9 protein-coding genes and 1 riboswitch are annotated in these 13,329 nt (G+C 47.2%); all 9 genes read left to right on the top strand.

Going from position 1 to position 13,329, the window contains the following annotated elements:
* The first annotated feature begins 36 nt into the window (after positions 1 to 36).
* Positions 37 to 603: a GNAT family N-acetyltransferase gene (locus tag B5E64_RS01625; RefSeq protein ID WP_087166773.1), complete on the top strand. Its 567-nt coding sequence runs from the start codon at positions 37 to 39 to the stop codon at positions 601 to 603.
* A gap of 148 nt (positions 604 to 751) precedes the next feature.
* On the top strand, positions 752 to 1,747 hold the full coding sequence (locus tag B5E64_RS01630) for a DnaJ C-terminal domain-containing protein (RefSeq protein ID WP_087166774.1): 996 nt from the start codon (positions 752 to 754) through the stop codon (positions 1,745 to 1,747).
* Positions 1,748 to 1,871: 124 nt separating this feature from the next.
* Positions 1,872 to 3,467, top strand: coding sequence for an amidohydrolase (locus B5E64_RS01635; RefSeq protein WP_242960054.1), 1,596 nt, complete (start codon positions 1,872 to 1,874; stop codon positions 3,465 to 3,467).
* Between the two features lie 148 nt (positions 3,468 to 3,615).
* Complete coding sequence (gene rlmD, locus B5E64_RS01640; RefSeq protein WP_087166775.1) at positions 3,616 to 4,773, top strand: 23S rRNA (uracil(1939)-C(5))-methyltransferase RlmD; 1,158 nt, start codon at positions 3,616 to 3,618, stop codon at positions 4,771 to 4,773.
* Between the two features lie 95 nt (positions 4,774 to 4,868).
* Entirely contained in the window at positions 4,869 to 5,015 is a 147-nt protein-coding gene (locus B5E64_RS18120) for a hypothetical protein (protein ID WP_171027983.1), read from the top strand.
* A 224-nt stretch (positions 5,016 to 5,239) separates the two neighbouring features.
* Positions 5,240 to 8,788, top strand: coding sequence for a CAP domain-containing protein (locus B5E64_RS01645; RefSeq protein ID WP_087166776.1), 3,549 nt, complete (start codon positions 5,240 to 5,242; stop codon positions 8,786 to 8,788).
* Between the two features lie 144 nt (positions 8,789 to 8,932).
* Positions 8,933 to 9,910 carry an HD domain-containing protein gene (locus tag B5E64_RS18710; RefSeq protein WP_343284032.1) on the top strand — a complete coding sequence of 326 codons (978 nt, stop codon included), beginning with the start codon at positions 8,933 to 8,935 and terminating at the stop codon, positions 9,908 to 9,910.
* Positions 9,911 to 10,017: 107 nt separating this feature from the next.
* Positions 10,018 to 10,899, top strand: coding sequence for a helix-turn-helix transcriptional regulator (locus B5E64_RS01660; RefSeq protein WP_087166777.1), 882 nt, complete (start codon positions 10,018 to 10,020; stop codon positions 10,897 to 10,899).
* Between the two features lie 53 nt (positions 10,900 to 10,952).
* A riboswitch (cyclic di-GMP riboswitch) is annotated at positions 10,953 to 11,042 on the top strand.
* A gap of 153 nt (positions 11,043 to 11,195) precedes the next feature.
* Positions 11,196 to 13,280, top strand: coding sequence for a rubrerythrin (gene rbr / locus B5E64_RS01665; protein WP_087166778.1), 2,085 nt, complete (start codon positions 11,196 to 11,198; stop codon positions 13,278 to 13,280).
* Positions 13,281 to 13,329: the final 49 nt, after the last annotated feature.

Raw genomic sequence — 13,329 nt, forward strand, 5'->3', positions numbered from 1 at the left:
CTCATCATGCTAAAATGAAGTGTGAGGAGGGATAGGGTGAAATCTATTTATTTAAAAACGCCGGAAGTGGAGGAGCTTTATTATAGACAAAAATGGATGATGGATCCGGAAACGATGTCATATAATGCAGGATATGATATGGAAATGGAGGGCTATGATAAAGTGTCTGGAACAATCTGCAAAACAGATGAGCAGATGCAGGAGTGGTATAAAAAATGGACGAAGTCTCACAATAGATATATTGCATATATTTATGATGCAGAGATGAAAATACCGGTGGGCGAAGTATATTTTCAGAATGATGAAAATAGCAGGGAATACGAAATTGGAATTGTAATTGCTTCCCAATACAGGGGTAAAGGTTATGCATATCCAGCACTGTTAAGTCTGCAAAAAGTAGCTTTTGAAGAAAACGAGGCGGAGATACTGTCTGACTGGTTCCCGGAGGATCGTTTCGAAGCCGTAAAATTGTTTCGGAAAGTGGGCTTTCTTCCAACAGATATCAGGAGAAAGGAACTCGTTTTCGGGCAGGAAAAAGAAGCGGTGAAATATTTACTGACGAAGGAGCAATATGAGCAGAGAAAGATGAAGCAGGAAATTTGATGCGAAAATCGCATCCTGCCTCTTGACTTTGAAAAACATAGTTGTTATATTATAAATAGAACAGACGACAAGATGCCCCGGATGAATCCGGGGTATTTTCAAAGAAGATAGATAAAAGGATTGTTTTCAAAGCGGAGAGGGTGAGATTATGGCAGCAAAGAGAGATTACTATGATGTACTTGGTGTCAGCAGAAATGCAGATGCATCAACAATTAAAAAAGCATACAGGAAACTTGCAAAGAAATATCATCCGGATACGAACCAGGGAGATGCCCGGGCAGAGCAGATGTTTAAAGAGGTAAATGAGGCTTATGATGTACTGGGAGATCCGGAGAAGAAGAAGATGTACGACCAGTTCGGCCATGCAGCATTTGATCAGAACGCGCAGGGAGCCGGGCAGGGCTTCAGTGGTTTTGGAGGTTTCGGCGGTCAGAACGGCGGCTACCGGGAGTTCCATTTCGAAGGCGGAAATATGGATGATCTTTTCGGAGATATCTTTGGAGGTATGTTCGGCGGAAGCGGCAGCAGAAGTAATAGCGGATTCAGTGGCTTCCGCAGCCAGGGATTTGGAGGCCGTTCCTATCAGAGCAGAGGACAGGATATCCATACAGAGATTTCGGTCAGCTTTGATGAAGCCGCATTTGGATGCGATAAGATGATCCGGCTTCAGAAAGAGGACGGTTCCATTCAGACGCTGCAGGTACACATTCCGGAAGGAATGGAGGACGGCAAGAGCATCCGGCTTCGCGGCAAGGGAGCACCGGGAACGGGCGGCGGCCAGCCGGGAGATCTGTTTATGAAGGTTCATGTAGGAACACGTCCGGGATTTGAACGGAAGGGATCCGATATTTATACAACGGTTCAGGTGCCGTTTACCACAGCGGTTTTCGGCGGAGAAGTTATGGTGGAGACCCTGACAGGGCGTGTGCTCTGCAAAATCCGGAAGGGAACCCAGTCCGGTTCCAGGATCCGGTTGAAAGGAAAAGGTGTTGCTTCCATGAACCAACCGTCCGTACACGGTGATCAGTATGTGACGGTACAGATCCAGGTTCCGACGTCCTTAAGTCCGGAGGCGGAGCAGAAGCTTCGGGAATATGAGGCGGCCTGTAAAGGCGGGAGGAGAAGAGGAAACTCCGCGGCATAAAGCCTGATGATAACCGGCAAATGAAAATCTGATTATGAATAAAAGGGGAAACCGCCTCCTTCCTTCTTGCAAGGGGAGCAGGGAAGGATTATACTGAATAAATCAGAGTAAGGAGGCGGCAGATTTGAAAGACTGTTTATTTGAAAACGGAATTATTTTTACATCGGACGACACAAACCTTTATGCAGATGCCATACTTGTCTCGAACGGAATGATCCAATGGATCGGAAAGAAGGAGAATATTCCGGACGGGAATTATGAGCATGCGGATCTGAAAGGGGCTTGTGTCGTTCCTGGTTTTGTGGACGCGCATATGCATCCGGTGATGCTGGCAGATTTCAGCAAGAAGATTTCCGCCCTTCCGCCGGAAGTCCATTCGATTGAGGAATTAAAGGAGAAGATCCGTCAGGTGCGGGAGACGCAGCAGCCGGGTGAATGGATTGAAGGATGGGGATACGATGAAGGCAAGTTTGAGGAGAAACGTTCGTTGAACCGTTATGATCTGGATCAGGGATGCAGCGATTCTCCGGTTTCCATCACAAGAACATGCGGACATATCCGCTGCGTGAACAGCAAAGCTCTGGAGATTGCCGGCATTACAAGGGATACGCCGGATCCGGAGGGCGGCGAGATCGAGCGGGATGCATCCGGCGAGCCGACCGGTGTTTTAAAGGAAAATGCAAGAAATCTGGTGCTTCCGTTCATACCGAAAGAGAGCCACGATGATAAGGTGCAGAATCTGGTGGATCTTGGAAATCTCCTGAAATCTCAGGGAATTGTGGCGGTCTGTGATATGGGAAATCTAGATAATGGCGACAATTTTCCGCTGTATCAGGAAGCAGCCAGGCGAGGATACTGCCAGGAGACGGCAATTTACTATATGTGGGATTATTTTGCGGACGATCCGGATTTTATCATTCCGGAAACACATCGGGATAAAAGCAGCCAGATTTTTGCGGCGGGACTTAAGCTGATTGGAGATGGAAGCGTCTCAGGAAGAACGGCCTGGATGGATAAGCCGTATCTTGGGACAACGGATGAATATGGAATTTCTACCTGTTCGGATTCATTGATGGAATCGGCCGTTGCTTTCTGTAAGAAGCATCATTGCCAGCTTTCCATGCATGCGATGGGAGGAAGCGCCATCAGTCGTGTTGTAGACCGGGCATACCGGGAAGAGAACTGGATGGAAGACGACACTCCGTATGTACGGGTGGAGCACATCACAGACCCGGCGGCAGACAGTATCCGAAAGGCGGCGGAAAAAGGAATGTTCTTTGTGACACAGCCGATTTTTATGTACGCGGAGATCGAAAGCTATCTCACCAATCTGGGAGAAGCGTGGATGAAAACGTGTTATCCGGTCCGGACCATGCTGGATCAGGGAGTGCAGCTCTGTTTTTCCACAGATGCTCCGGCCACATCCTGGGCAGTACCGTCCGACCCGTTCCCGTGCCTGAAAGCAGCGGTGACACGGCGGGCCTATGACGATACCGACTGCGGGCAGGACCAGAGGGTGGATATCGAGACGGCAGTGAAACTGTATACAAGAGAATCCGCAAAGGCAGCAGGATTCCAGAAAATCGGGCAGTTAAAAGAAGGATATAAGGCGCACTTTGCGGTGTTAGACCGGAATCTGTTTGCAGTTCCGACGGAGGAGATTGACCAGGTCAAAGTGGAGACCCTCTATATAAATGGCAAGCGCGAATATCAACGGTAAATGATTAAAAAAGAAAAAGCTGAGGCGGCGGATTGTTTTGCAGAAAATTTCTGCAGATAGATCAACCAGCCTCAGCTTTTTGCTGTTTTACAGGCGGTTTTATGATAGAATGGGAAACAGAAATAGATAAAATGATGAGAGGTAAGACATGGAAAGACAGGAATACACATGCAGTCTGCAGCAGAAAGGGTGCGGAGGCTGCCCGCTTCTTTCGCTGCCCTATGAGGAGCAGCTGCGGAAAAAACAGAAAGCGATGAAAAAGCTGATGGGGAATTTCGGCAAGGTGCGCCCGGTGATCGGGATGGAGAATCCATGGCATTATCGGAATAAAGCGATTTCTACCTTCGCGGAGGGGCCGGGGCGACAGTTGATCAGCGGAATTTATGCCCGCGGAAGCCACTATGTGATTCCGGTCAAAACATGCCTTCTGCATCATCCGGCACTGGATGAGGCCGTGCGCGCAGTACGGAAAGCGGCAAGACTCTGTAAATACAAGCCGTACGATGAGGACAGAAAGACCGGACTGATCCGCCATGTACTCGTCCGCCACAGCCTTCTGACAGATGAAGTGCTGGTGGTACTTATTACAGCTTCCCCGATTCTTCCGGGTGCAAAGGCCTTTGTCAAAAAGGTACGGGAACTCTGCCCGAACGTCACGACCATTGTCCAGAATATCAATGCAAGATCCACCAGTGCAGTTCTTGGATTTTCCGAGAAGATTCTGTATGGAAAAGGGTATATTGTCGATGAATTGTGCGGAATCCGTTTCCGGATTGCTGCATCCAGCTTTTACCAGATCAATCCGGTTCAGACGGAAATCCTGTACCGGACAGCTATCGAGGCGGCCGGGCTTGACGGTACCCGGACTGTTCTGGACGCCTACTGCGGAGTCGGGACCATCGGACTTGCGGCGGCTCCTCACGCAAAGCATGTCCTGGGAGTCGAGAAAAACGGAAGTGCCGTCAGATGCGCTATTCAGAATGCAAAAGACAACGGAATTCAGAATGCCCGTTTTCTGAACGAAGATGCAACCAAGGCTATTCAGAAGATGGCGGCAAGAGGTGAAAAGGTAGATGTCGTATTTATGGATCCGCCGCGGGCGGGCAGCACACCGGAATTTCTGGATGCTGTCAGCCGTATGAGCCCGGAAAAGCTCGTCTACATTTCCTGCAATCCGGAAACCCAGAAGCGGGATCTGGAGATCCTGAAGAAAAAAGGATGGGGAGTCCGGATGATTCAGCCGGTGGATTTATTTCCACATACGGAGCATATAGAAAACATTGTGGTTTTGGGACGGAAACAGTAATAAACAGGAGAAAGTTATGATAGAAATTAAAGAATGGATTTGAATGAAAAGCATCGATTTCCCAAACCTGCACATACTATCTCCGAGGTGGTTGTATGAGTAAAAAGCAGAAAGAACAACAGGAAAGACAGAAAAATCTGAATCAGTTCAACAGTATCACGCAGAAGGTGAAGCCGGAAAATCAGAATCAGGGACATAATGTCCGGGATGAGGCGGTGGAACCGAAGAAGAGACAGATGTAGGCATCCGAAAGGGTGCCTTTTTTCAGTAAGTTAAGGGCATGTAAAATAATGAAAAGGTGAGATGCAACGCTGGAAAAACGAAAGCGGCAGGTGTAAAATACATATGTGGGATTTTAAGGGGAGAAATGAATATAGCAGGGAAGGAGGAATTATTCATTACCAGAAGAGGTTAAGAATACAGTTTTATTGCTGTAAATAATGTAAATATTACGGAGGAATGAGAAATGGGAAAAAAATCTGTGAAATTGACAACAGCGGTGACGGCCGCAGTACTTCTTTCTTCATCTGTGATGGCACAGGATGTAGCTACAGCAGCAGATGCAGGACAGATTGACGGACAGGAGGATAAGCAGGTAAAAGGGACTGCAGAAAAGAAAAAGGCAGCTCCGGTCAGTCTGGATGAAGCAAAAGAAAATCTGAATATGGCTAAAGAACAGGAAGAAAAAACTGCTTCTGAAGAAAAGCAGGCATCGGAAGCCTACGAAGTAGCGAAGAAAGAAGAAAGTGAAGCGGCACAGGCAGCGGCAGAAGCGGTTGCCAAGGCAGAGGAAGCGAAAAAGGAAGCAGAGCAGGCATTTCAGGAAGCAGTAGCAGAAGCGGAGAAGGCAGAGGTCGAAGCTCAGGATACTTTTGACCAGAAGCAGGTAGAACAGATGCAGGCCGCAGTCAATACGCAGGAAAAGAGCCAGGCGTATACAGATAGTCAGGAGCTTAGTAAAGAAGCGCAGGAGTATCTGGAAGAGGTACAGGAAAAAGTTACTGTAACGGAAGAAGAGGTCCAGCAAAAGCAGGAGGCTCTGGAAGCATCACAGGCAGATTTAACGGAAAAAGAGGGAGCCGTACAGGAAGCACAGGAAAACCTGGAGCAGATTAATGGACAGATCAGCAGTTCAGAAGCTGCGATTGAGACAGCGAAAGCTAACATTGTAAAGGCTCAGGAAGCAAAAGCCCAGGCAGAGCAGGATATTGTAGAAGCCCAGGCAGCTCTGGAACAGGCAACAGCAGTTTATGAGCAGGCAGAAGCAGAAGCCGCAGAAGGTTCTCCAGAATACAAGGTTGCATTGGAAAAGGTGGAACAGGCGAAGGATGCGTTAAGTGAAGCACAGGCTGTGCAGGCAGAAAAGCAGGCAGCTTTGGATACGGCAAATGCGGTTCTGGCACAGGCACAAAGTGCCGCAGAGAGTGCGCAGACAGATGTGGATCAGGCACAGAAAGAGATTGAGATCGCACAGGCAGAAGGCGCTGTAGCAGCAGCACAGGAAAGCCTTGCGGCAGCAGTACAGACAGAGCAGCAGGCACAGTCTGTATTAAATTCAGCACAGAGTGAACTGAATGCGGCACAGACTGTAAAAGATCAGAAAGATGCTGTACTGAATCAGAAAACACAGGAGAAAGCAAACGCAGAAGCAGCTCTTGAGAAGGCAAAACAGGAAAAAGCAGCGGCAGAACAGGCGGAAGCGGCCAGCAAAGAAGCACTTCAGGAAGCGCAAGAAGCTAAGACAGCTGCGGAAAGTTCAGTTGCGTCTGCACAAACAGCCAAAAACAGCGCAGATTCCCAGGCGGAAGCAGCAAGAAAACAGGTGGAAGAAAAACAGGCCGCAGTTGACGCAGCCCAGAAAGCTTATGATGAGGCAAAAAAAGCAAGTGACAATGCAGAAGCCCAGATTGCGAAAGGATCGTTTGGATTCTTTGAGGAAATGGGGGCAGAGGAAGCGCTGGATATTTTGAATAATGCTCCTTTAAAAGAGTATACAGAGCAAGGGAATGAAAAGGATGCCACTTCTCTGGAAAATATGAAAGCGGCTTTGGAATGGATTAAAGAGTGTAATGAACTTCGGGAAAATCATCAATGTGCAGACTTAAAGGTATCTGATTCATTAATGGCAATTGCACAATCGAATACGAATGCTTCAGGGAATTATATTGGTCATACAGGGCAGTTCCAGGTCGGTGGAGAAAATTTGGCATGGGGTTCGGGTTCATACGACCCATTTTATGGATGGTATACAGAGGAAAAAGAGGATTATGAGACTACGGGGAACCCGGATAATAGCGGGCACTATTTCAATATCATTCAGGAAGGCTTTGTTTATACGGGATTTGCTGTGAATCAATATAGTGTCAGATATGGGGCTGCCTATGGACAAGTATTTAATTGGGAAAATTATAGTGAGCAATATAACGACAACGCCATGACCCTCGAAGACTATACCAACCGTTTCATGAAATACTATGACGGTCTGATGAATGCTCCGCAGATTGCCGAGGAGGCAGCAAAGAAGCTGGAAGAGGCGAAGAATGCACTTGCATCTGCGCAGACTACATATGAGGCTGCACAGAAAAAGGCGGCCGAGGCAGCTACAGTCCTTCGGCAGAAACAACAGGCAAATACTCAGGCAGCCCGGAAAGTAACATCAGCTCAAAATGAAGTTAAGGCTGCAGAACAGACAACAGCTCAGAAAGTTGCAGCTGTGACATCAGCATCAGCAAAAGTAACATCAGTATCACAGGCGGTGCAGAGCGCAAAGGCAGAAGTAAACGCAGCACAGCGGACACTTTCTGACAAGCAGCAGGCATACCAGACTGCAAAAGCCTCTCAGGAGCAGGCAGCGCAGAAGAAAGAAGAGCAGGAGACAAATCTTAAGCAGAAACGTCAGGCATACAGAGCACTTGCAGGCAAAGAAATTGGTGAGACAAATGCTGAGACAGCAGCAGCGCACTTACAGACAGCGCAACGGAATTATCAGACAGTATCAGCGGTCCTTAGGACAGCTAATGAAAAACTGAGTACGGCAAAGACAGAAGCTGAATCAAAAGAGACAGATCTGAAGTCTGCGCAGAGTGTGACAGCAGCGAAAGAGGCGGATCTTACACAGGCAGAAAAGGCGAGAGACGAAATAGAAGCTGTTGTGGCCGCAGATCTTGCTGAAAAACGACAGGCAGTAGAAGATTGTAAAGTAGATCTGCAAACAGCACAGCAGGATAAGACAGACGCTGAGACAGATATTCAGACGAATACCGAAGCGCAGAAAGATGCTGAATCACAGCTGACATCATTAAGAGAAAACAAACCTGAAGCAGAAGCAGCTGTTGCTGTGGCAGAAGAAGCACGCAAAGAGAGCGAAGGAAAAGTTGAGGAAGCTCAGAAAATATATCAGGATGCAGTAGATGCAATTACACCGCTCCGTGAGGCGAAAGCGGCATACAACACAGCTCTTTCTGAAGAGGCAAAAGCGAAAGAAAACTATGAAAAAGCTGTGGAAGACGAGGCGAAAGCAGTACAGGCTGTTGCTGATGCGAAAGCGGCTCTGGAACAGGCAGAAGCAAAGAAAGCGGAAGCAGATAAACTGTCTTTGACAGAAGCGATGAAAACACCAATCGAGGGTGCAAACTTCTCCTATCTGAATGCCTATGTAGATGAGATTAAACTGGCCGAAAAACAGGTTGAGGAAGCTGAGGCTGTACATGAAGATAAGAAAGCTGCACTTGCAGAGGCAAAAAATACATATGATCTGGCAAAACTGGCTTATGCGGAAGCTGTTGTTGATCTTGCTGACGCACAGGAAAGCTATGATCAGTTTATGAAGACTTCTACGGAGCAGAACGGTGAAAACGTACAGCAAACAGAAAAAGTTCAAAAAGAAGAAAAAACAGATACAGAAGAAAGAATAACTGTAAAAACCGGCGATTCGGCAGAACCGGCTTTGTATGCGACAGCAGGAATGGGAGCGTTGGCAGCAGCACTTGCAGCGTGGAAGAAAAAACACAGTTAATTAATAATGCACCGGACAGGCAGTAATTTAAACTAAATAAAAAAGGCCATTTACAGACGGAGATCATTGATCCGGTAAATGGCCTTTTGGTGTATAATGGATTGAGAAATTGTAGAAAAGCAGAAACTGAAACGGAGACTTATTATGCGAAGAGAACTTGGAATTGCAAGATGCGGGCTTGCCTGCTGTATTTGCTCAGAAAATCAGAATTGTGCCGGATGTAATGCGGATACCTGTCCGGACAAGGACTGGTGTGAGAATCGAAAATGCACAATGGAAAAGGGAATCGGCCATTGCTATGAATGCAAAATTGACTGCCGGAAAGGAATTTTGACGAAGATCAAGCCCTATGCGTTCACGCTCTTTGCCAGACGTTATGGCGAGAATGCGCTGCTGGACTGTCTGGAGCGGAATGAACAAAATGGGATTATCTATCACCGGGAAGGCATCAACGGTGATTACGATGAGTTTGACGATGTGGAGGAACTGATCCATTTTATACAGACAGGAAGACGAACGAGAGAGGAAGCAGGAATTCCATCCATGAATGAGGCGCGATCCCTGCTGGAAGAGGGCGGCAGGATGAATCCGGGACCATGGATCCGACACAGCAAATATGTAGCAGAGGCCGCAGGAAAAATTGCGGCCGAGTGCGAAGGGCTGGATGAGGAAACGGCCTATATTTGTGGTCTGCTTCATGACATTGGACGGCGGTTCGGGGTCAGTTATCTGGCGCATGTCTATGACGGATATACGTTTTTGATGGAGCGTGGCTATGAGAAAGCCGCAAGGACGGCGCTTTCCCATTCGTTCAACCGGAAAAAGATGGAAGATTATATTGGAAAGTTCGACATATCAGAAGAAAAGCAGGAAGAGCTGAAGAACCTGCTGGATGCAATGGAATACGATGAATACGACTATCTGATTCAGCTCTGTGATTCCATTGCTGTGGCCGACGGGATTGTATCTCTGGAAGAGCGGATGAATGATGTGAAAAGCCGTTACGGTTATTATCCGCAGGATAAATGGGACAGAAATATGGCGCTGAAGGAATATTTTGAGAAAAAGACGGGAAAAGATCTGTACACGGTTGTGCTGATGAAAAGCACACCGGAACATTGAGAAAAAGATTGATGGTTGCGGATTGACAACGCCTGTCAGCCAAAGATATGATTTAGCTACATGAACGGTGCACTGATTCATTTAAGAAATCTTTGGAGGGATTCAGAATGAATGGATTAAAATATATCAGGGTTCGGTGCAATCTGTCACTAAATGATCTGGCAGAGTGTATTGGCGTTACAAGACAGGCATTAAGTGCGTGGGAGAACGGGAAAAAAGAAATACCGGAGCAAAGGAAAGAGCAGCTTTCAGAGTTTTTCGGGATTGACCAAAGATATTTTGGAGAAATATCAGAAGAAGAAAAGATCACTTTGCTTGAAAAGGCGATGTTCCGCTATGACCATAATGGCAGGGAGAGTTATCGGTATAAACCGCAGGATAAGGACGGGAAAAATCAGCATATATATTTTCTGCCGGATACCCGGATCAGCATGGATGAAAAATATGTACTGGCGCAGAAAAGGAAACAGGAAATTCTGGAAAAGGCAGACGATATAATCAAATGGACCGATCATGCGGGGAGTATAGCATCACAAATTGCATGCATCGACCGTGGATGCAGCATTTATGGAATGACCAATGATCTGATGGAAATGATGCGGAATATGGAAAAAATGATTTTGAAAATGCCGTTTTATTATGAGTTGATGAGTGTGTGGAAGGCAATGCTTCTGGCATACGGGCTTATGGAACAAGAAGAGATTTCCGGCGGCGCACCATCAGAAGCCCATGGGGGTGAAGACCCGGAATGGATTATCCGGCTGGCCGAAGAGATCCGGAAACACTGGGATGCGGAGCGGAGTTATCATGAAAACTGTGAAGAAGAGAGGAGAAAACAACAAAGAAAAGAGAAGGAAAACAAGGAACAGTTGAAAGAGAAGGATCAGATTACGAGGGCAGAAGAGCAGAACAGACAATTCAGAGAGAAGTGCTCAGAGAGCGGGAAAGAAGCCGGCCTGGTGAGTAGTGCTTCTGACCATCACGATTAATATAACTTGACAAAAGGGATAGAGTGTGCTTTGATAGTAACAGAAAACAAAAGAATAATTAAGGGCAAAACCTTCGAAAGATGGCGACGCAAAACTATAGGGTCTAATCCATAGTAATATGAGAATGACAGCCAGTTGCAGTATTATTAAATGTACCGGATTCCCCCCGATATGTATTGTGCAACGGATAAAGCAGATGTTTTATCCGTTTTTTGTTACCTTTTATTCCGGGTTTTCAAAAGCATTCTTTTGCAGGATGCTGCAGAAGAAAATACAAAGGAAGAAGGAGAAGAGTCATGTCAAAACATTTACCTTTGTCCGTGCGGGTTCCGATTGAAAGCGACAATCCAAGTATCTGCAGGGACGAAGAGGCATGTATCAAATGCGGGATGTGCAGGGACGTGTGTACGAATGTAATTGGGGTACACGGTACGTACACACTGGAAGAAACCGGGGATACGGCGATCTGTATTCACTGCGGTCAGTGTGCCAACGTCTGCCCGCCTGCAAGTATCACGGAGGTATATGAGTATCAGGCGGTAAAGGATGCTATTAAAGATCCAGACAAAGTGGTCATTGTCAGCACCTCACCGTCGGTCAGAGTCGCACTGGGAGAAGAGTTCGGTATGAAGCCGGGCGATTTTGTCCAGGGGAAAATGGTTGCTCTTTTGCGGGCGCTTGGAGCGGACTATGTTCTGGATACGAATTTTGCGGCGGATCTTACCATCATGGAAGAAGCGGCCGAACTGCTGGAAAGGATTACAAAAAAGACAGCGCCGCTGCCACAGTTTACAAGCTGCTGTCCGGCCTGGGTCAAGTTTGCGGAAACCTATTATCCGGAACTGCTGCCAAATCTTTCTACGGCAAAAAGCCCGATCGGAATGCAGGGACCGACAATCAAAACGTATTTTGCCCGGAAGATGGGAATTGATCCCAAAGCGATTGTGAATGTAGCATTGACACCGTGCACCGCCAAGAAGTTTGAAATCCGCAGACAGGAAATGAATGTGGCCGGAAAACAGCTTGGAGAGCCGGATATGCGCGACATGGATCACGTTGTGACGACCCGTGAGCTGGCACGATGGGCAAAGGAAGAGGGGATCGATTTTGCAAAACTGGAGGAAAGCAAATACGATTCTCTGATGGGAGAAGCATCCGGCGCAGGTGTGATTTTCGGAAATACCGGAGGGGTGATGGAGGCCGCGCTTAAGACTGCATATTATAGTCTTACCGGGGAAAATGCGCCAAAGGAGTTCTATCAGTTAGAGCCGGTGAGAGGATATGAGGGCATCAGGGAAGCGAGTCTTGATATTGCCGGAACACAGTTGAATGTTGCCGTTGTGCACGGCACACAAAATGCAAGGAAGATGATCGAACGCCTGAAAGAGGGGAAGAAAGATTATCACTTTATCGAGGTGATGGCCTGCCCGGGAGGCTGTATCGGCGGAGGCGGACAGCCGCGCAATCTGGAGGTGGATGCCGATCAGACGAGAAAAGCAAGGATAGCGGGGCTCTACAGCCGGGATGAGCAGATGACGCTGCGGTTCAGTCACGAGAATCCGGAAATCAAAAAACTTTATGAAGAATTTTACGGTACACCGCTAAGCAGGCTGGCTGAGAAGATGCTTCATACTTCCTACATCAGCAGAGCAGAAGATTTAACGAAACATGGAAACGAACAAGAGACGGAAGAAAGAAACGAGGAAAACACAATGACAAAATGGAAATGTAAGATCTGTGGTTATATTTATGAAGGAGAGACTCTGCCGGAAGACTTTGTATGTCCGATCTGCAAACAGCCGGCATCCTCTTTTGAAAAGATAGAGGAAATACCGGCGGCAGGAACTTCTCCGTATGCCGGAACAAAGACAGAAAAGAATCTTCAGGAAGCATTCTCAGGGGAAAGCCAGGCAAGAAATAAATACACCTTTTTTGCGCAGGTTGCACAGAGAGAAGGATATGAGCAGATAGCGGAATTATTCCTCCAGACAGCCCGCAACGAACAGGAACATGCCCGCCTGTGGTATCAGGAATTAGGACACATCGGGACAAGTAAAGAAAACCTCCTGGCGGCAGCAGCAGGAGAAAATTATGAGTGGACCGATATGTATGAGCGCATGGCGAAAGATGCCGAGGAAGAAGGTTTTCATGATCTTGCAGAACGGTTCCGGAGAGTAGGCGCGATCGAAAAACGTCATGAGGAACGTTACAGACAGCTTCTGGAGAATCTTGAAAAAGGACAGGTATTTGAGAAAATCGAAGAAACTGTATGGGAATGCCGCGTGTGCGGACACATCCATGTAGGAACAAAAGCTCCGGATGTATGCCCGGTATGCAGCTACAGCCAGTCCTACTTTGAAGTGCATAAAAAGAACTACTAATATGTAAAAATAAAGCTGGAAGAAACAAGTCCTTTTGAAAGGCACGGTT

This window comes from Drancourtella sp. An12 (assembly GCF_002160935.1).
Taxonomy (GTDB): Bacteria; Bacillota; Clostridia; order Lachnospirales; family Lachnospiraceae; genus Sellimonas; species Sellimonas catena.

Coding starts and splice junctions, on each gene's coding strand:
- B5E64_RS18120 (WP_171027983.1), top strand. CDS start 4,869: ATGAGTAAAAAGCAGAAAGAACAACAGGAAAGACAGAAAAATCTGAAT.
- B5E64_RS01660 (WP_087166777.1), top strand. CDS start 10,018: ATGAATGGATTAAAATATATCAGGGTTCGGTGCAATCTGTCACTAAAT.
- rlmD (WP_087166775.1), top strand. CDS start 3,616: ATGGAAAGACAGGAATACACATGCAGTCTGCAGCAGAAAGGGTGCGGA.
- B5E64_RS18710 (WP_343284032.1), top strand. CDS start 8,933: ATGCGAAGAGAACTTGGAATTGCAAGATGCGGGCTTGCCTGCTGTATT.
- B5E64_RS01645 (WP_087166776.1), top strand. CDS start 5,240: ATGGGAAAAAAATCTGTGAAATTGACAACAGCGGTGACGGCCGCAGTA.
- rbr (WP_087166778.1), top strand. CDS start 11,196: ATGTCAAAACATTTACCTTTGTCCGTGCGGGTTCCGATTGAAAGCGAC.
- B5E64_RS01630 (WP_087166774.1), top strand. CDS start 752: ATGGCAGCAAAGAGAGATTACTATGATGTACTTGGTGTCAGCAGAAAT.